At 58.1% G+C, this 20,518-nt stretch carries 13 protein-coding genes; 8 read left to right on the top strand and 5 right to left on the bottom strand.

The window, feature by feature from the left end:
• Positions 1-38: 38 nt before the first annotated feature.
• Positions 39-1,076 carry a LacI family DNA-binding transcriptional regulator gene (locus tag B1C80_RS13990; protein ID WP_077921805.1) on the bottom strand — a complete coding sequence of 346 codons (1,038 nt, stop codon included), beginning with the start codon at positions 1,074-1,076 and terminating at the stop codon, positions 39-41.
• 152 nt (positions 1,077-1,228) lie between these two features.
• On the opposite strand from B1C80_RS13990, the gene B1C80_RS13985 reads away from it, so the two are divergent.
• Together B1C80_RS13985 and B1C80_RS13980 are read left to right on the top strand one after the other, a co-directional pair.
• Complete coding sequence (locus B1C80_RS13985; RefSeq protein ID WP_369822702.1) at positions 1,229-3,754, top strand: glycoside hydrolase N-terminal domain-containing protein; 2,526 nt, start codon at positions 1,229-1,231, stop codon at positions 3,752-3,754.
• Positions 3,755-3,802: 48 nt separating this feature from the next.
• Entirely contained in the window at positions 3,803-5,026 is a 1,224-nt protein-coding gene (locus B1C80_RS13980; RefSeq protein ID WP_077921804.1) for a DUF4861 family protein, read from the top strand.
• A 105-nt stretch (positions 5,027-5,131) separates the two neighbouring features.
• Here the strand turns inward: B1C80_RS13980 and B1C80_RS13975 are convergent, their stop codons facing one another.
• On the bottom strand, positions 5,132-5,605 hold the full coding sequence (locus B1C80_RS13975; RefSeq protein ID WP_077921803.1) for a hypothetical protein: 474 nt from the start codon (positions 5,603-5,605) through the stop codon (positions 5,132-5,134).
• 1,281 nt (positions 5,606-6,886) lie between these two features.
• Between B1C80_RS13975 and B1C80_RS13970 the strand changes: the two genes are divergently transcribed.
• From B1C80_RS13970 to B1C80_RS13955, 4 genes are all read left to right on the top strand, one after another.
• Positions 6,887-9,052: an alpha-amylase family protein gene (locus tag B1C80_RS13970; RefSeq protein WP_077921802.1), complete on the top strand. Its 2,166-nt coding sequence runs from the start codon at positions 6,887-6,889 to the stop codon at positions 9,050-9,052.
• Positions 9,053-9,125: 73 nt separating this feature from the next.
• The gene (locus B1C80_RS13965) at positions 9,126-10,898 is read left to right on the top strand and encodes an L-lactate permease (protein ID WP_077921801.1); all 1,773 of its coding nucleotides are present in this window, start codon (positions 9,126-9,128) and stop codon (positions 10,896-10,898) included.
• A 23-nt stretch (positions 10,899-10,921) separates the two neighbouring features.
• Positions 10,922-11,881, top strand: a complete 960-nt coding sequence (locus B1C80_RS13960; RefSeq protein WP_077921800.1) for a D-2-hydroxyacid dehydrogenase — start codon at positions 10,922-10,924, stop codon at positions 11,879-11,881.
• A 24-nt stretch (positions 11,882-11,905) separates the two neighbouring features.
• A complete protein-coding gene (locus tag B1C80_RS13955) occupies positions 11,906-13,051 on the top strand; it encodes a glycerate kinase (RefSeq protein ID WP_077921799.1) in 1,146 nt (381 codons plus the stop codon).
• 67 nt (positions 13,052-13,118) lie between these two features.
• On the opposite strand, the gene B1C80_RS13950 is transcribed toward B1C80_RS13955, so the two are convergent.
• Positions 13,119-13,487, bottom strand: coding sequence for a hypothetical protein (locus B1C80_RS13950; protein ID WP_077921798.1), 369 nt, complete (start codon positions 13,485-13,487; stop codon positions 13,119-13,121).
• Between the two features lie 317 nt (positions 13,488-13,804).
• A complete protein-coding gene (locus tag B1C80_RS13945) occupies positions 13,805-14,329 on the bottom strand; it encodes a hypothetical protein (RefSeq protein ID WP_077921797.1) in 525 nt (174 codons plus the stop codon).
• A gap of 364 nt (positions 14,330-14,693) precedes the next feature.
• On the opposite strand from B1C80_RS13945, the gene B1C80_RS13935 reads away from it, so the two are divergent.
• Together B1C80_RS13935 and B1C80_RS13930 are read left to right on the top strand one after the other, a co-directional pair.
• Complete coding sequence (locus tag B1C80_RS13935; RefSeq protein ID WP_139361656.1) at positions 14,694-15,434, top strand: hypothetical protein; 741 nt, start codon at positions 14,694-14,696, stop codon at positions 15,432-15,434.
• A 151-nt stretch (positions 15,435-15,585) separates the two neighbouring features.
• Positions 15,586-16,422 (top strand): DUF2490 domain-containing protein, encoded by an 837-nt coding sequence (locus B1C80_RS13930; RefSeq protein WP_077921795.1) that lies wholly within the window; start codon positions 15,586-15,588, stop codon positions 16,420-16,422.
• Between the two features lie 136 nt (positions 16,423-16,558).
• On the opposite strand, the gene B1C80_RS13925 is transcribed toward B1C80_RS13930, so the two are convergent.
• Complete coding sequence (locus B1C80_RS13925; RefSeq protein ID WP_139361655.1) at positions 16,559-20,359, bottom strand: endo-1,4-beta-xylanase; 3,801 nt, start codon at positions 20,357-20,359, stop codon at positions 16,559-16,561.
• Positions 20,360-20,518 lie beyond the last annotated feature (159 nt).

Genomic DNA, 20,518 nt, shown 5'->3' with positions numbered 1-20,518 from the left:
ACCCGGGGCCGTAGCAGCTGGCAGCGCGGGCTCGTCGGTCAGTTGAGCGCATAGCCGGTCCGGAGCGACGACGCGCGCACCACGAGCTGCGTTTCCATGATCTTGGTTTCGCGCGGCACGGTGGCGTCGGTCGTCTCGATCTGGCGGAGCAGCAGTCGAACGGTTTCGGCGGCCATTTCCTGGATGGGCTGGCTGATGCTGCTGAGGGTTGGCGAAAAAAAAGCAGACACCGGCTCGTTATTAAAGCTGACAATCGCCACATCGTCAGGAATCGCCAGGCCTTTCTGTTTCATGGCGTATATGGCCGGATAAGCCACCCGGTCGCTGATGGTCACAACGCCATCGGGCGGATTGGGCAGGCTCATCATAGCCAGCGTCTGCACGATGGTATTCTCCTGGGTATAATCGCAGTGAAGGACGTACGGACCGCCCGCAACGACCCCGTGCTGGGCTGCGGCAGCGCGATAGCCATCGACCCGCTGGTTACTCAGTAGCAGATGCGCCGGGCCAGCCAGAAACCCGATTCGCCGACACCCCTGCTCAATCAAGTGCTCGGTAGCCTTGAAGGAAGCCGCGTAGTTGTCGACAATGACTTTCGACGCGTCGATATTATCGGCATAGCGGTCGAAAAGCACAAGGGGCACGTTTTTACGAACCAGCCGGTCAACGTGGGCGTAATTGTCGGTATCGCGCGACAACGAAATGATCAGCCCCTCTACCTGGCTGCGGAGCAGGTTTTGAATATTGGTTGTTTCGCGCAGGTACGATTCGTTGGTCTGGGCCACCAGCACGCTATACCCTGCCTGCAACGCGGCTTCTTCGATGCTGTTGAGCATGGCCGAAAAGTAGTGGTAGCTCAGGTTCGGTACGATCACGCCAATGGTACGGGTTCGGCTCTTGACCAGGTTTTTAGCAACCTGATTCGGCTGATAATCCAGCTCCTGAGCCAGCCGAATCACCGCAGAGCGCGTATCGGGGTGGATTTCCGGCATGCCCCGCAACGCCCGCGAAACGGTTGAAATCGAGATGTTCAACGAGCGGGCAATGTCTTTGATCGTAACGGGAGCGGTTTTCATAGGTGTAATCTACTAAATCAATCGTGCTTTATCTCCGGGCGGCTGATTCAGATCCGCGGTTCGGGGATAAGCAGGCTTTTTTCAGGTAAAGAAGCATTGGTTTGCTGCTTTACTACGCGTACCGGTACTTTTTATTACTAACTTTTCTTTCCGTGCGCAACCTCACCTTCCGGCTATCAGGCCACGCTCTCCTGCTGGCAGGGACCTTACTGGCCCACACTGGCCTGGCCCAGCAACGCCCCAAACCGGGTCCACTCACGCTTTGGTATACGCAACCGGCGGGTAACGTCTGGACCGATGCGCTACCTCTTGGGAACGGCCGGCTGGGCGCCATGGTCTACGGTAACCCGGCTCAGGAGGTGATCAAGCTCAACGAATCGTCGGTCTGGTCAGGTGGTCCCAACCGCAACGACAACCCCGATGCGCTGGCGGCCCTGCCCGAGATCAGACGCCTGATTTTTGCGGGCAAACAGGCCGAAGCTCAGCAGCTGGCCGCCCAAAAAATTGAGTCTAAAACGAATAGCGGCATGAAGTACCAGCCGGTAGGAAACCTGCTGCTCGACTTCCCGAATCACCAGACCTATACCGACTATTACCGCGATCTGGACATCAGCAAGGCGGTGGCTACTACGGCCTATACCGTAGATGGCGTACGTTACACCCGACAGGTCATGGCGTCGGCACCCGATCAGGTCATTGCCATTCGGCTTACGGCCAGCCAGCCCGGCAAGCTGTCGTTCTCGGCGTTCATGAACAGCCCCCAGCGAACCGAACGCAGCGTTGCAGGAACTGACAAACTCGTTTTGTCGGGTATCACCAGCGACCATGAGGGCGTGCCGGGGCAGGTGCGCTTCAACGCCCACGTGCGAATACGGACCGAAGGCGGGCAGACGAGCCGCACCGATACATCGGTCGTTGTGCGCGGAGCCAGCGCGGCCACCCTCTACGTGTCGATGGCCACCAACGTGTTGAATTACAAGACATTATCGGCCAACCCGCAGGCGCTGGCCGACGGGTATCTAAACCGGGCGGCTCAACGGCCTTTCTCTGCCCTGCTGGCCACCCACGTAGCTGCCTACCAGCGCTACTTTAACCGCGTCAGACTCGATCTGGGCACGACCGATGCCGCCAGACTGCCCACCGACGAACGCATCCGGCAGTTTGCCACGGGTAACGATCCGCAACTGGTGTCGCTGTATTTTCAGTTTGGCCGGTACCTGCTCATCGCCACCTCGCAACCCGGCCCGAACGGCGAAATCGGGCAGGCAGCCACGCTACAGGGCCTCTGGAACGACCGCATGGACCCACCCTGGGACAGTAAATACACCATCAACATCAACACGGAGATGAACTACTGGCCTGCCGAAGTCACGAACCTGACCGAGATGCACCAGCCGCTGGTCCGGCTGGTGAACGACCTGTCGCAGACGGGGCAGGAAACAGCCCGGGTCATGTACGGCGCCCGGGGCTGGGTATCGCACCACAACACCGACCTCTGGCGAATTGCCGGCCCCTGCGATCCCATCTACTACGCCATGTGGCCCATGAGCGGGGCCTGGCTCAGTCAGCACCTGTGGGAGCGATACCTCTACTCGGGCAACAAAGCGTACCTTGCGTCGGTATACCCGGCGCTGAAAGGAGCCGCTCAGTTCTTCGTCGACTACCTGGTCGAAGACTCCAACCACCATTATCTGGTCGTATGCCCCGGCATGTCGCCCGAAAACGCGCCGGTCACCCGCCCCAAAACCTCCATCGACGCGGGGGTGACGATGGACAACCAGCTGGTCTTCGATCTGTTCACCAGCGTTATCCGGGCTGCTCAGGTACTGAACACGGATGCCGATTTTGTCCGTATCGTTCGGGAGAAACTGGCGCAGCTACCGCCCATGCAGATCGGTAAACACGGCCAGCTTCAGGAGTGGCTCGACGACCTCGACGATCCGAACGATAAACACCGGCATATCTCGCACCTGTATGGCCTCTATCCGTCGGCGCAGGTATCGGCCTTTCGTACGCCACAGCTGTTTACGGCCGCCCGCAACACCCTGGAGCAGCGGGGCGATGCCTCAACGGGCTGGAGTATGGGCTGGAAGGTAAACTGGTGGGCACGGCTGCTCGACGGGAACCGGGCCTATACACTCATTACCAATCAGCTATCGCCGGTCGACGAAAGCGGCCGGAAACGCGTCGGTGGCACAGGCGTTGGCGGTACGTACAAAAACCTCTTCGATGCCCACCCGCCCTTCCAGATCGACGGCAACTTTGGCTGTACGGCCGGTATTGCCGAAATGCTCATGCAAAGCCACGACGGAGCCATTCATCTGCTGCCGGCCCTCCCCGACCGCTGGCCTGCGGGCCACATTACCGGGCTACGGGCCCGCGGAGGCTTCGAGCTGGTTTCTCTCGACTGGCAGGACGGCCAGGTTACCAGTGTGGTTATCCGATCGACCCTGGGCGGGCAGTGCCAGATCCGGGTGCCCAACGCCATGCAGGGCAAGGGGTTTTCGGTTGAACTCAACCCCGCCCAAAACCCTAACCCCTTTTACCAGCTGACAACGGTGAAAGAACCGATCGTATCGCCAGCGGCTCAGCTACGGATGATGAAACCCCGGATCGGGTCGGTATACAGTTTCGCGACCCAGCCCGGACGAACCTATACGCTGGTCCTAAAAAAATAACCATCCGGTCAGCGGCCTCTTCTTTGGCTGGCCAATCCACTTAATCTCATGCGAACAACCTCTTATCTGTTATCCCAGGCGGGTCGGCTTGCCCTCCTGCTCCTCCTTCTAAACGGTGGTTTATGCCTTATCCCGAACCCCGTAACGGCTCAGTCGGCCAGTCGGTCAGCGACATCGGGACAGGTCCGGATCATGAACCCGGGTACCACCCCCTGGACCCAGGCCGTGCTGGAGATTCCGTGGTCCGTTGTGCGGCAGGCCTACCCCGCCGTAGATACCACCCAGTTGCAGATCGTACAGGCATCGACGGGTGAGCCGGTGCCGTATCAGTTCGAACGGCGGGGCCAGAGAACCGTACAGAACCTGCTGGTACAGCTGACCGTAGCGCCCAAACAAACCATCCTGCTAACCTTGCGTAAGGGGCAGCCCGCTCCCGTTGCCCAAAAAACCTACTGCCGTTTCGTACCGGAGCGGTATGATGATTTTGCCTGGGAAAACGACCGGATCGCCTTCCGGATCTACGGCAAATCCCTGAACGGCCGGTCCGACAACGCCTATGGCACCGATGTGTGGGCCAAGCGAACCAGCCAGCTGGTGATCAACGACTGGTATAAAAGCGGAGATTACCACAAAGACCACGGCCAGGGTCTCGACTATTATCAGGTAGGGCTGACCCTGGGCGCAGGTGACGTAGGCATATGGCTGGGCGACTCCATCAACTACATCCATAATTACACCAGCTGGCAGGTACTGGACAACGGGCCGCTCCGGTCTACCTTCCGGGTTCGTTTTTCGCCCTATCAGTTTGGGCCCATAACGGTCAACGCCATCAAAACGTTTTCGCTGGATGCGGGCTCACAGCTCAGCCGGATCGAGGTACAGCTGGCCCATACGCCTTCGCAGCCCCTGCCGATCGTAGTCGGTATTACCCTCCGTCCGGAACCGCGTCAGGTACGCTTCGACAAAAGCTCAGGAATTATGAGCTACTGGGAGCCTGCACACGGGAACGATGGCACCCTTGGCATCGGCTGCGTTTTTCCCGTACCGATGGCGACCCTGCGTCAGCAGCGCAATCACGCGCTGGCCGGTACAGCCCTACCGTCGGACAAACCCTTCGTCTATTACAGCGGAGCCGCCTGGGATAAAGCCGGACAGATTACTTCAGCCGACGCCTGGTTTGCCTACCTGCAATCATACGCCAACCAGCTTCGCCAGCCGCTGGTTATTTCAGCCGAAACTGCCGGCGGTTCTGCTCCCCGAAAAGGCCGGTAACCGGGCTTCCCTAACCTGGGTCCGGACCGGAGGCTATAAAACAGCGAATCCCGGTTTTGTCAGTAACGTTGCTGACAAAACCGGGACTCGTTTATTCAGGACAGCTTATTCGTCCGAGCTCGCCTTGGGCTTACGGCCCCGGGGCTTGCCGGTGTACTCGGCTTTGGGCCCTGGTTGCTCGAATTCAAGCTCGTACCCCGTCACATCTCCCTCATAATCAAAAGGCTGGATGGTAAAGTTGTACTTTGTATTCGCGTAATCGACACCCTTTTTCTGCAGGATTACACCCAGCGGAATAGAATAACTTTTAGCTCCTTCAACCAATTCGAAAGCATCGGACTCACTGGCCGAACCCGGAATCAGGTACAGCGATTTCAACTTGCGCTTTCCTTCCTGAGTACCAATTTTAAACCGGGTTGCCTGCGGATCCAGACCCAGCTGTTCAACCGTCTTGTGTGGAAATACAAGCTTGCCTGCTGCCGAAATATAGCCTGTCAGTTTAGGCGCTTTAGCGACACTTTTTTTAGCAGGCTGGCTGTTATCCTGAGGAGAGAAAAATTCAATTGATTTTGCTTTCATTGCGACAGAAGTAGTGTTTTATCAGTATATCAGTGCAAACGTAATCAATTATTAATAAGTAGCCTTATCCAATCACCCTTAAAATTTTTTAATCTTATTTTTTTCTTTATTTCTCACAGACCGGTTCTAAAGTATTGATCTATACAGGTGTATTAGTTTAAATAAATGGGGCATCCGTATCAATAATGGACTAAACGATGCAACTTACCCCGGCTGATATTGATCAAACTAACCGTTTTATTTTTCAATTTATTCGCCTAATTAAACCGACCATCATTGTTTAAATCTACTTAAACACGAATCCTCGGTTACTTATGCCAGACTGTATAAAGACGCTTTATGCACGGGAAAAGAATCGAACATTTACAGGCGAATCGAACAAATTAAACTGCGGTCATCTACAAAAATAATGGTACGCTAACCAGGTTGCTCCGGTAATTAAATGCACCATAGGTTTCGAAAACGAGGCCCTTGCTACGCCAGCAGGTGCTCTTCCTAAACTAAAAACAGGCAACGTTCTCTGGCGGACGCGACTACTGAGCCCATCACCTGATAGTCGGGCGTATGACATACCTGTCTGACCTTTCCAAATAAATGTATTTCAACAAAGTATATTCTACATATAGACTTTATTAAGATTTTCTCTTTTACGGAAACATAATCTTTCTTAACAACAACTAATTATTTTCCAGTTAGCAACCGGGTTACGCGTAATTCCTGAATCAGGTCAAGTATTTTTCTACTATTCCGTTTGAGCTAACAAGTGCCGATGTGTCTGAAGTCAGGCGAATGGCCCTTTCTGGTAAGCTAACTTTTTCGTTAACCGATAACGTCAGCTATCAACGCTGCCGACCTAAAACTGAGAACGACGTACGTGAATAATTATGCCTCTTTTTGGGGAACGTTTTCTGGTTCGACGGCCTAGTCAGCGCCATGAAAATGGGGCCATACTTCGTCAGTCATATCATACGGTCGACCATTCACAGTCAAACTCTAAAGAAGAATTAACCAGGTTGCTCCCCCGTAGGTTAGCCCGCTACTCATTGATCTAAAAACTGTAATCCTAAAAGAAAGGACGGATTTTTTAGGATTACAGGCGAATAAATAAATGGTATCAATCCGGTATCGACTGAGAATCGGCTTGAATGTTTTGAGACCGGCGCCAAATTTCACGGAGCGAACCCGATTGTCTGAAAACCGGTAAACCAACCCAACTCTTCGCTTTATCGATCTGTCACCTTTTCCGCTCCGCTGATCAGCCGAAGCCCAACCCCTACCCGCATGAAACGAAGAACGTTTATCCGAACAACCAGCCTGCTGGGTGGTGCCTATGCCCTGTCGGGGCCATCAGTACTGGCCACGGGAGCGCCCCCTGCCGAACCGCTCTGGCTCGACGGGCCGATGCGGTGGGCACAGCTGGCCTTCGTTGAGCGCGACCCCGGCCATTACGATCCGGATTTCTGGCTCCGCTACTTCAAACGCATTCATGCCGATGGAGCCTTGCTGAGCGCCGGGGGCGTGGTCGCGTTTTACCCGACTCAGATACCGCTGCACCACCGGAGCGATTTTCTGGGTAATACCGACACGCTCGGCTACCTGGTTGAGGGCTGTAAAAAACAGGGTATGACGATCATGCTCCGGACTGATCCGCACGCGGCCCGGCAGGATGTGTACGACGCGCACCCCGACTGGATTGCCGTAACGGCCGATGGCCAGAAGCGTCGGCACTGGGCTAACCCCGACCTGTGGGTAACCTGCGCGCTGGGGCCGTACAACTTCGAGTTTATGACCCGGGTCAACACCGAGATCATGCAGCGGTACCAGCCCGAAGGCATCTTCTCCAACCGCTGGGCAGGCCATGACATCTGTTACTGCGAGCACTGTACCCGGCAATTCAAACAGGCCACGGGGCTGGCGCTGCCGGCAAAGATCGACCGACTCGAACCAACCTACCGGAAGTGGGCCGAGTGGCGTATGACCCGGCTACGGGCGCTGTGGATGCACTGGGATTCGGAGATCCGGAAACAGCGCCCGGCCTCCCGCTTTATTCCCAATGGGTTTCCGGACAAGGTGATGACCGGTAAAGAAGCCGATCTTTTCTTCGCCGATCAGCAGGCCCGGCGCGGTTTGATGGCACCCTGGGCCAATGGCAAAGGCGCCAAGGAACTACGCGCTACGCTCGGCATGAAACCGCTCATCGGCATTTTCAGCGTTGGCATCGAAGAAGAATTCCGGTGGAAAGACTCGGTGCAGAGCGACGCCGAAATTCGTATCTGGGTAGCCGAAGGGACGGCCAACGGCATGCGCCCGTGCTTCGTCAAATTCGGGGGCGACATTTACGACAAACGCTGGATGGAAGCCGTAGCCCGCCTGTACGAAGGCTACCATAAAAACGAGTCCTACCTGCGAAACACGGCGTCGATGGCGCGCGTGGGGGTGATTTATTCCGAGCAGACCGACCGTAACTACGGCGGCAAACCCTGGCAGCAGAAGAGCAGTGACCACCTGGACGGGATGTACCAGGCCCTGGTCGAGAGCCGCGTCCCCTTCGACATGGTCAACGACAAGCTGCTTACGCCCCGCGATCTGGACCGATTCAGGCTGTTGATCCTGCCCAACACGGCAGCGCTGTCCGATGCTCAGTGTCAGCAGCTGCGGGCTTTCGTTGACGCGGGCGGCAGCCTGATCGCCACCTTCGAGACCTCATTATATACCGAAGACGGTCAGCAGCGGCCCGACTTCGGACTGGCGAGCCTCTTCGGCGTGTCTTACGCCAGCCAGGTAGAAGGCCCCCTGCGCAACAGCTACCTGCACCTGCGCCACACCCCCGCCGACCGCCAGAGCCAGGCCATCCTGAAGGGCCTGACTGATACACCCCGGATTATCAATGCCATTCACCGGGTAAAGGTCACCCCAACGATGCCCTTCCCCAGTCCGGTAACCCTGATTCCGACCTATCCGGATTTGCCGATGGAAGACGTTTACCCACGGGTGGCCGAGACCGATACGCGCGAGCTGTACCTGCGCCAGATTGGCAGGTCGCGGGTGGCTTACCTGCCCGGCGACCTGGATCGATCGTTCTGGCAGCTGCTCAACACCGATCATGGTCAGCTGCTCGGCAACGTCATCCGCTGGGCGCTCGGCGAAGAGCCTATTGTGAGTGTAACCGGACCGGGCGTACTCGACATCAACGTATGGCGGCAACGGACATCGATGACCGTTCACCTCGTTAACCTGACCAATCCGATGATGCTGAAAGGCCCGTTTCGCGAACTGATTCCGGTAGCCGCGCAGGTAGCGGTCCGGGTTCCGGCAGGCACTACGGTGACAGGCGTGAAACTGCTTATGAGCGGTCAGATACCGGCTTTCACCCGCCAAAACGACCAGATCCTCGTCACCGTACCCAGCATCCTCGACCACGAGATCGTTGCCCTCGACCTGGTGTAGCCGGGCCGGTGCTATCTGCTTCGACTCAACAACCCGCAACGGAGTTTATCTACCGCTTAACCAACGCCTGCCCATGGTCTGGAAACAAGTTACCGATCCGTTCAACAACATTACCCTGTCCGTTCTGGTCGCGGCCATCCCGATTCTGTTTATTTTCTGGGCCTTGATCATTCGCCGGATGAAAGGGTATCAGGCCAGCCTGATCGCCACGGGTCTGGCGCTGCTGCTGGCCATCGGCCTGTATGGCATGCCAGCCGGGCTGGCGCTGCTGTCGGTAGCCCACGGGGCATTGTACGGCCTGTTTCCGATCTGCTGGCTGGTGATCATGGCCGTTTTTCTGTTCAACATCACCGTAGCCAGCGGTCAGTTCGAGATCATCAAACACGTCATGGCTTCGATCACCGCCGACCGTCGGTTACAGGCCCTGCTGATTGCGTTTTCGTTCGGTTCGTTTCTCGAAGGCACCGCCGGATTCGGGGCTCCCGTGGCCATTACGGCGGCCATGCTGGTGGGGCTGGGGTTCAACCCGCTCTACGCGTCGGGTATCTGCCTGATTGCCAATACGGCCCCCGTTGCGTTTGGGTCTATCGGAATCCCCATCACGGTAGCGTCGCAGGTGTCGGGTATCCCGGAGTTGCCCATTTCGCAGATGGTGGGCCGCACCCTCCCGATTCTGTCGGCGCTCCTGCCGTTTTATCTGGTGAGCATCATTGCCGGGCTGCGGAAAGCCCGCGAAATTACCCCGGCCCTGCTGGTATCCGGCTTATCGTTCGCGCTGCTGCAATTTGCATCGTCCAACTTTCTGGGGCCGGCCCTGCCCGACGTCATCGCGGGCCTGGGTTCTATCCTGAGCCTGATGGTGTTTCTGCGGTTCTGGAAGCCCAGGACGATCTGGCGCTTCGACAACGAACCGGCCCCCACCCCGACTACAGCCGTTCACTATTCGGGCGGGCAGATCATTCGGGCGTGGTCGCCGTTTATCGTGCTGACCGTACTCATCATTGCCTGGGGACTTCAGCCGATCAAAGAGGTGCTGAACGCAACTGGTCAGGTACAGTTCGAATTTCCGGGCCTTCATAATGCCATTCAAAGCGAAAGCGGAGCCCTGCTACCCAAGCTATTCAAGCTTAACTATCTGTCGGCAGCCGGTACCGCTATTCTGCTGGCGGCTCTCCTTGCGCTGCCGCTGGTTGGCTTACCCTACCGGCAGGGACTAACGATTTTTGGCGCCACGCTCAGCCAGCTGAAATTCCCGATTCTGACGGTAGCGGCCGTGCTGGGGTTTGCGTATATCCTGAACGATTCGGGCATCACCCTCACGCTGGCGCGGGTGCTGGCCAGCACGGGCGTTCTGTTTCCGTTCTTTGCGCCGGTGCTGGGCTGGCTGGGCGTGTTTATCACCGGCTCAGACACCTCGGCCAATGCGCTGTTCAGTAAACTCCAATACGCTACGGCCGAATCGATCGGAGTCGATCCGGTCGTGACGGTAGGAGCTAACGTATCGGGCGGGGTCGTTGGCAAGATGATCTCCCCGCAGTCCATCGCCGTGGCTGCGGCTGCCGGTAACCTGGTTGGTCATGAGTCGCAGCTGTTCCGGTTTACGGTCAAGCACAGCTTTTTCATGCTGCTCTTCATCTGCTTCATTACCCTGGCGCAGGCTTATCTGATCAGCTGGATTATTCCGACCTATGAGCTGACCGACGTAAAAAATACCCCGGCTCCACCCAATCCATCGAATGGCTACCCGTATCTTGTCGGCCTGGCGGTCCTGTTGGCCGGGCTGGTATCGGTTATTCTGCGGACGGCCAAACCTGCCGCCCCGGTCAGCGCATCGACGGAAAACTAGCAACGAGAAATCAACCGCGTACTATGAAGATTGTCGTACTCGATGGGTATACATTAAATCCGGGCGATTTGTCCTGGGAAGGGCTCGAAAAACTGGGCGAGGTAACGGTATATGACCGAACCTCCGCGGATCAGGTGCTGGAACGAGCCCAGGATGCCGACATTCTCCTGACCAACAAAACGCCCCTGGGCGAAGCCGTGCTGAAACAACTGCCCGCCCTCCGGTACATTGGCGTGCTGGCCACGGGCTATAATATCGTCGACGTTAAGACCGCCACCGAAAAGGGGGTCGTTGTGACCAACGTACCAGGCTACGGAACGGCGTCGGTGGTGCAGCTGACCTTTGCGCTGCTGCTCGAGCTAACCCTGCACGTTCAGCGCCACAGCGATTCGGTCCGGGACGGCAAGTGGGCCCGCTCGGCCGATTTCTCGTTCTGGGACTATCCGCTGATCGAACTGGCCGGCAAAACGATGGGTATCATTGGGTTCGGGAGCATTGGCGAAAAAGTGGCCGACGTAGCCACCGCCTTCGGCATGAACGTCATCGGGTCCAAACGCCACCGGACAGACCAGTCGCACCGCCCTAATTTCCGGTGGGCAGACATTCCGGACTTGCTGGAGCAGGCCGACGTGGTCAGTATTCATACCCCCCTCGTTCCGGAAACCAAAGGCCTGATCGACCGCCAGAACCTGGCCCGCATGAAGTCTACGGCCTTTCTGCTCAACACCTCCCGAGGGCCCGTCATCGTTGAACAGGACCTGGCCGACGCCCTCAACGAAGGCGTCATTGCCGGGGCCGGTATCGACGTCTTATCGACCGAACCACCCGCGGCCGACAACCCGCTGTTCAGCGCCAAAAACTGCCTCATCACGCCCCACATCGCCTGGGCCACCCAGGAAGCCCGCGCCCGACTGATGGAGATTGCGGTCAGCAACCTGGCGGCTTTTCAAACCGGGAATCCGGTCAACCAGGTTCGTTCCTGAACAGGCCGCTGGCCCCTATAGCCTATGCATATTCTCATCGCGCCCAACGCCTTCAAGCACAGCCTGAACGCACCGGAAGTGGTCCTGGCTATCCAGAACGGCCTGTTGCAGAGCCGTCTCGACTGCATCTGTACCTGCTTTCCGATTGGTGATGGTGGCGACGGAACGGGGTCGCTGATGGTAGACCAGCGTCGGGGAAAGCGGGTGCCGGTCACGGTGGCCGATCCGTTTGGGCGGCCCATTGCGTCGTCGTTCGGGCTGGTTGACGAAGGCCAGACGGCTATTATCGAGATGGCCGATGCCTCGGGGCTGCGCCTGCTGCCGCCCCACGAGTTGAACCCGCTGCGGGCTACTTCGTTCGGCACGGGTGAACTGATCCGACATGCGCTCGATGAAGGCGCGACCCGGTTTGTGCTGGCGGTTGGCGGGTCGGCCACGGTCGATGGCGGCACCGGCATCCTGCGCGCGCTGGGCGTCCGGTTTCTCGACGCCACCGGTGCGGAACTGACCACGCCCGATCAGCTAACGGCCCTCGCCCGCGTCGACACGGCCGGGCTCGACTCCAGGCTGCTGACCAGCGACCTGACCATTCTTTGCGATGTTGACAATACGCTGGTCGGACCGGCGGGGGCAGCCGCGGTATTTGGCCCCCAGAAAGGCGCCACGCCAGCTGATGTGCAGCGTCTCGACGCAGGCCTGGCCCGCCTGGCCGAAGTGGCCCGGCAGCAAACGGGGGTCGACATGGCTGCGGTCAGGCATGGCGGAGCGGCCGGGGGGGTAGCTGCTGGCTTGCACACCTTTCTCCGCGCCAGCCTCGTCAACGGTATCGATTTTTTTCTGACGTTCACCGGCTTCGACCGCTTTCTGGAAAAGACGGATCTGGTCATTACCGGCGAAGGGAGTATCGACGAGCAGACCCTGCACGGCAAAGGGCCCTACGGGGTAGCATTCCGCGCCAAACAACGTCGGCTGCCCGTTATCGGGCTGGCCGGCCGGATTCCACTGCACCCCAGCGAAACCCTTGGTCAGTACTTCGATACGCTGCTTGCCATCGGCCATGAACCCACCGACCTGCCTGCCGCCTTCCTGCATACCGAAACGAATCTGACGCGTACCGCCCGGCAGCTGGGGAATCTGCTGGCTGCCCACGGGCCGGTATCGTCGCCCTAAAAAAAGACGGGAACAGAATGCCGCTATAAGCAGACCCTCCGTTCCCGTCTCCCGGCGTTCGGCTAAACTAGCCCAACCGAAACACGGGCGACTGGTGGCGCTCGACGCGGATCGTTTTGACCACAACCTCGTCGCCAATGGTTACCTCGATGTGGTACGTACCTTCGGTAATCTGCGTCAGATCGAACGTCTGATGAATACCTTTCCGAAGGCCCACCCGATTGGTATACAGCGTGCCTTTGTGGTCGAAGAGTTTGATGACCGCGCTGCCATCGTGCTGACCAACCGACAGTTTGAGCTTGCCGGCTTCGGTTAGCCAGATCGCCATCTTGTTGGTCACGACGTAGGTTGCCGTTTCCCGGGACAGGGTTTTGTCGTCGGTGTTGGGGGCCGTGCTGAGTGTGCAGGCGAGAGCAAGGGCAAAGAAAGTGTTCATCGGTAGTTGTTGTTTAGAGGATGTTTCAGCCGCCGAAACGGTTTCGGCGGTCTGATGAATCAAAGATGGCAGATGCCCACCCCCAAGCGCAATCGATACCCGCTGGGATGCCGCTAATACTGGTTGAAGCCGACGAAAAATGGCCTGAACTGTAACCAGCAAATCCGCCCCGTTCAGGCCGCCCACCGGGCCATTCGATCCCGAGCCGTTATGCGCTCCAGCGCGTAGGCAGTCTCCATCCCGCGCACACGAAAAACCCCTGCGGATCGGGAAGCTGTGACGCCGATGCCGCAGGGGTACGCAAAGAGCAGGATCGCTTACTGGGCCTGCCAGGTCATCACCATTTTCATTTCAGTACCGTCGCCAGATTCGGTGGCGATGGTTGCTTTCAGCTGGCTACCCGAAACGTCGAGCACTTTCCATTCGGTCACGTCGGTGGCATCGCCATTAGCAACGATTCGCAGGAGTCGGGTTTGTGGGTTATAGGTCCAGGTACTCGGGCCGTAGCTGGTTGGGCTGTCGTCGCCGGTGTTCGGGCAAACCTTGGCGCCCTCGCTGCCCGACAGCTTCCCGTTCTTTTCGAAAACGATGGTGTTGTCGCGGGCGCAGTCGTCCATGAACTTCAGCAGATCGTTATCCAGCTTACCATCCCCGTCGAGGTCGATAGCCGGGTCGAAATTCAGAGCCGCCAGGCGCAGGTTTTTTCCTGCGCAGGCCAGCGTAGATCCGCTGCCGCCATCGGGTGTAACGGCCTCTTCGGTATCTTTTTTACAGGAAGCGGTCAGGAGCAACAGACCAAACAGGGCGGTTTTGAGGGTAAAGAGGAAGGTTGACGTTTTCATTAGTCCAGTTGTTTTTGGTTTTGGTTAGTCAGCCCATCGGCGAACTGACGATGCAAAGATTGACCGGGGCCCACCCTAACCGGAACCGCCAGCCGCATGAACCGGCATAAGTTGCGGATGAACCCGCACAAGCTTCCGCTCAACTGACCAGACCCCGCCCAGAAGGCTAAAAACAGGCTTTTCCCGCGCGGCTGAGCCCACTTTCCCGCTTCACCCGCGAAAAGTACCCGTTGACTTACCCAAAATGACAGTTGGTGTATACGAGCATCGACAAGGGCTACCGGCAGGCGGTAGGTTTGTGCCAGCATCGCCGATCTAGCGGCTTTCACAAACCTCTTTTCAACCGCCAAACAACCAAATACTCATGACTATCTCCTGTACCCGCATCGCCCTGTTCGCCCTTATGGCCGTGACCCTTGGCACCGCCGGACCATCCCTGGCGCAGCAACCGGCCCGCAAAGCCAGCCCTGCCAAACCGACCGTCACCACCCGCCCTGCGTCGACAGCGCCACGCACCGCAACCGCCCAGCCGGTGGCCTCGGCCCAAAAACCGGTAGCTACCCAGACCAGCGCCCCTGCTGCCCAGGCTCATGCAGCACCGGCCCCGAAGACCAGCCCATCGGTAGCTCCGCGGCCGGCCGCTTCGGCGCAGCTGGCCCGTCAGAAATACCTGAACCTGGGCATCGGCCTGGCCGCTTATTACGGTGGCGGCTTACCCCTGGGCGCTTCGTTTGAAGTTGACATGAAAAACAACATATCGGTCGGCGGCTCCGTCGATTACCTCCGCTACGGTTATAACTCGGGGGGCTATAAGTGGAACTACACCTTCGTCTACGCTGGTGCCCGGGCTTCGTACCACCTGGGTGAGCTGCTGAGCGTAGAAAATGACAAGTTCGACCCGTACGTTGGCGCTACGCTGGGCTTCCGCTACGCCGGCTACCGCGATAACTACGGTTATAACGATTACGTAAGTCCGTACAACAGCGGTCTGTTTCTGGGCGTACACCTGGGAAGCCGCTATATGTTCAGCGATAAAGTGGGTGGTTTTGCCGAAGTTGGCTATGGTGTGTCAGCACTGCGCCTGGGAGTTACCGCCAAGTTTTAATCAGTTCCCTTACCCACCTGACAGGACCGGCCCGAACAGAGCCGGTCTTTATCATTCTGGCTGTCGGTCCGGGGCGTGTCGGCGCCGTAGGTACCTGAACCGTTTACCCTGTACGTATGTATATAGGTAAGCAATGGTAACTCCCCCATCCATGATCAGCCGTATACGCCAGAAAGAAGCAGTAGCCGTACGCGGTTGGTACCCCCTACTCCTTACTGGCCTTTTATTGCTGCTGGCAACCCCCGGCTTTGCCCAGCGTCAGCGATTGCTGGATCGTAATGCCATTGGCTGGTACGTTTATAATGGCGATTACAACCTGACCAAAAAATGGGGAATCCACGCCGAATATCAGTGGCGCCGGATCGATCTGATCCGCAGCTGGCAGCAGTCGCTGGCGCGGCTCGGCGCCACCTACGCCCTGTCGGACCGGGTGTCGCTGGCGGGGGGGTACACGTATTTTGTGACCTTTCCCTTCGGCGATTACCCACAGGCCGACCTGGGCATCCCCTATCCCGAACACCGGACTCACCAGGATATTCAGCTTCAGGACAGCTACGGGCGACTTACGCTGAGCCACCGGTTTCGGCTTGAACAGCGCTGGCTGGCCGAACAGGCCGAAACCGCGTCGACCGAGGGGCCCGTCGGCCGCATTACCAGCTGGACTTTTCAGAACCGGGCTCGCTACCAGGTCTCCGGCGATCTGGCGCTGCACGGCCCCACCATCGACGATCAGGAGTTTTACCTGAACTTCTTCGACGAACTGTTCATCGGTTTCGGCCAAAACGTGGGCGAGAATGTGTTCAACCAGAACCGGATTTCGGGTGGACTGGGCTATCAGTTCAAAAACGGATTTCAGCTGGAACTGAATTATCTCAACCAGATTCTTCAGCATGCCGAGCCGGATCCCGCTTCGGGCCAGTCGGTATTTGAAATTAACAACGGCTTCCGGCTCAACCTCAACCATACGCTCGACTTCAGCCGGAAATAGGCAGCATCGGGAAGCCTTCTCCAAACGACGGCTCGACGGCCTGGCTATGTGGTTTATCTGTCCATAAAAAAGGCCTGCAACACGAGGTCGCAGGCCTTTTTTATGCATTGATCAGCTGGTTACCTATACCCGCCAATCAGGGCTTCAGCAGTTTGATGGTCTGGCTTTGCTGGTTGGTGCTCACGTTCAGCAACAGCACTCCCGCCGACGACTGGCGAATGGAGAACTGGTGGCGCTCTACTGCCTCCGACTGGGCCACCGACCGCTCGGCCACCAGCCGACCTTCGGTATCGGTCAGCACAAACCGCAACGGCTGTCCTTCAACCCCGCGCACGGCCACCTGAACGACATCGCCCTGGATTGGGTTACCCAGCACCGACACCTGCAGGCCCGACGGCATCTCACCGGCCGCCAGCCGCGCCCCCGCGACACCCGGCTCCTGACCGTATACCAGCGACCCGTTCAGATAGGCCGTAATGGTTGGGTTGGCCGCCAGCGAAGCCGGTAGCCGGTACGAGTAGTCGTTGGTTTCGTTAAAGTCCGACCAGTCTGACTTGTTGATCCGCTGCTGGATGATACCGGTCGAACTGAGCGGGTTCAGCTGACCCAGCTCGGGCGCGAAACGTAGTTCGAGATACGTATCCGTACCGGCCCGATTCTCTTTCACGAACCGTCCCTGTACCCGGCTGTTCCCCAGTTCGGCATAATCGACGGTATAGACCAGCGGCTGATTCCCTTCCGCACTGAACCAGTAGCGGAGCGTCAGCTGGCTGTAATCGACCGGTACGCTGCCTTCGTTGGCCAGTTTCAGATGGGTTCTGATCTGGTTGGTATTGGGCCGGGCGTTCTTGTTCTCCGAATAAACAGCCAGCGCGCGTACCGGCGCTACCACCGCCGGCTCAACCCCTCCGGCCAGCACCCCGTTGCGGTATACCGTAATACGATCGGTTTTGGTGTAGGCCGTGCGGTTGGCAAACGAGTAGTCATCCAGTTCGTTGAGGTTGGTCCAGTTCTGTTTACCAATCCGGCTCTGGATCTCACCGGAATTCCCGTTGGCGGGCAGCTGACCGGCCGATGCATCGAAGCTGTACTCAACATACCCCAGGGCACCCGCGCGCGGCTGCGTCAGTGGTACATACGTCATCTTCACCCGGTTCGTACCCAGCTGGGCCCAGTCCACAAACAGGTTCGTCATGGGCGCAAAATCCTCAACCGTCAGCCAGTAGCGAATCGTAATCTCGCTGTAGGGAATCGGGCTGCTGCTTTCGTTATTGAGTTGCAGGTAAGGTCGGATGATGTTGTTGTCGGTACGGCCCCGGTCGTCGTCGCGGTGCGAGACGCTCAGGGTCGGGGCGGGCAGCACCACCGTCAGGCTTACCTGGGTGGGGGCACTGGCACAGCTGCCAACTTTACAAATGGCGGTATAGCTGACGGTACCGACGGCCGTAGCCGAAACCGGCAGCGACGCCGTTCCGTCGACCCCGTTCCAGCTGACCGTACCGGCGCAGTTGGTTACCGTCAGGTTCACGTTCGTTGCCCCCAGCGTTACCGTCAGGCTTCTGGCGTTGGGCGCTTCGGGAATCGTCAGGCTCTGCGAAACCGTCACCGACGCGGTCGATTCGCACCCGCCCGCGCCCGTGAGCGTAACCGAATACGGCCCGGCGGCACTGACCGAGATAGCGGAGGTTGTTTCGCCCGTCGACCACAGCAGGGTTCCCGCCCCTACTGCCGACAGGCTAACAACGGGCTGCGTGCAGGTCAGCGTAGTGGTCGCGGCCTCCAGGCTCACGGAGCCGGGGTTGGTTACGGTAATCCGCTGCGACGCGCTGCGGCTGTTACCACAGGCATCGGTAGTCGACCAGGTTCGGGTAATCAGGTAGGGCGAGTCGGCCGTAGCGGCTGTGGCCACATCGGCTACGGTAATCGCTACCGGTCCGGGGCAGTTGGTGGGCGTTACGGTAATGGTGGCTGTACTGGCCACCGGAACGCTGGAGAGACAGGCCACCGTCAGCGAAGCCGGTACGCCACAGATGGACGGTATGAAGCGGTTACCGAGGTCAGGATTGCCCGATGCCCGCACGCTGTTGGGGGTATTGCCGAGCGTATTGTTCAGGTAATCGCGCAGGGCTGGCCGTTCGGTATTGGTACAGGGGTCGACCAGATAGGCCAGCTGCGCACTCCGCCAGTGGCCGTTCAGATACCCCCATAGCGTTATACCCGTAACGGCCGGGTGGTTCCAGTACAACCCGAAAATGCGCTGGTACTCGGATAGTTGGTTCGCATCGCGTTCGGCATCCGTGGCACCCACGTCGCCGTCGATATCCAGTTCGGTGATCTGGATCGGGATGCCGGCCGACGCCAGCAGGTCCAGGTTACTCCGCAGAAAAGCCGTATGATCCTCGAAGCTCTGGCTGGCGCTGTATTTTTTAGTCGAGAACGAATGGGCCTGAATTCCCACCACATCGAGCAGGTTGTCGGCTTTCAGCTGGTTGATAATGCCCAGATAGGTCGTGGCCAGCGCCGTATTATTCTCGATACCGTAGTCGTTGATGACCAGCTTAGTGGTGCAGGGGAAATACTGCCGGGCCAGCTTGAACGCGTTCACGACCCAGTCGTAGGTACCGGGGGTGGTGTTCAGTTCGGCATTCAGCGAGCGGAGCGCTTTGAGGTAGTTGCCGCTGCCCGCATCCGATGCGTTGGCACCTTCGTTATTCGGCGGATCGTTCAGCGCTTCGTTGACGACCTCCAGAAATTCGAGATCCGGATAACGATTCGCCACCGCCTGGAACCACTCTTTGATTTCGACGACCTGTTCAGCATCGGAGAGTGTCTTCATCCAGGTTGGCTGCTGCCGTCCCCACACCAGCACGTGCATGCGAAATGGAAAGCCATTGCTTTTGGCCAGGTTACGGGCCGCGTCGAGGGCGGTCCAGTTAAAGGTGCCGCGCGTACCCTCTACGGATCCCCATTTGCCGTCGTTTTCGGGGGTTACCTGGTTGAAGTACCGGTTGAAGTTGGCGATCTGACTACCCGAATAGACCGACCCCAGAAATTTATTTTTCCCCGTAGCGATCGGTAGCTGCGTGGTGGGGGGTGTATAGGGCGGAGCGGGTGGCGTTGTTGACCCGGCGGTTCCGCTGTCGAGATTGCTGACGGTATAATACAGGCGGTTGGGGGTTGGCGAAGCTCCATCGGTACTGAGGCAGAAGGCCAGCTTGTCGATCCAGAGTTCGGCATCCCGACCGGCGATCTGGAACGTATAGGTACCCGCCGATGGCACGGTAAACGACACCCCGTTCTCGTAGTTACCCGGAACACCCGGGCCCAGATTGGTCAGGGTGATGGCCGATAGTTTGATCCACTTCCAGTTGACCAGCGTACCGGTCGAGTTACCGTTCGTCACGCTCCGCAGGTACGTATCGGTGATGTCGACCACCTGACTGCTGCAGTTATGACCAACGCCGGCGGCCCCTCCTCCGCCGGTGTTACCCAGGTTGTTGGCGTTGATCCAGTCATTGGCCGGGTCGGTATTGCTGTTATCCGTTCCAATAGGCTTGGTGCCGAAGCTGCTTCCGTAGAAAAATGCGTCATTACCAGATCCTCCGCGCACGTTGACGCGGGCAAACAGGTCGTAGGTGCCCGGCGCCGGAACGTTGATCGAGTAGGTAATGATCCGTTCGGCCCGGTCGGGGATGTTGCTGTTGGCCCGGGTTCCCGACCCGGCGTTGGCGGTGCCGGTATTGAGCGTGACGGCATTCCGGACGTAGGAGACGCCCCCCGTTGTGGCCACGAACCACTCGGCCGGGAAAGCCGTTGGCGCGGTGGTGCCGATGGTACCGGTTTCTGCTTCGATAATTATTGGTAGCTGCCCTTTCGATAAGCTGGGCAACAGGGCCATACTGCATAAGTACAGCCACCGTCGGTAAACAGTGTGCATGGGTTAATTGATGGGTAAAGGTTGAGCAATGGAAATTTTGCAATCGATTGCACAAGTATATATGGAAAAACCGGATAGAACAATACGACCTATAAATTATATTTTTTTATTAATTAGTAACGTATAGTCCTATTCATACACTGATTCATACTACTAATT

Origin of the sequence: Spirosoma sp. 209 (assembly GCF_002006735.1) — a bacterium.
Classification (GTDB): Bacteria; Bacteroidota; Bacteroidia; order Cytophagales; family Spirosomataceae; genus Spirosoma; species Spirosoma sordidisoli.
The sequence above is the reverse complement of the archived record's forward strand: the minus strand, read 5'-3'. Positions and strand labels throughout refer to the sequence as shown.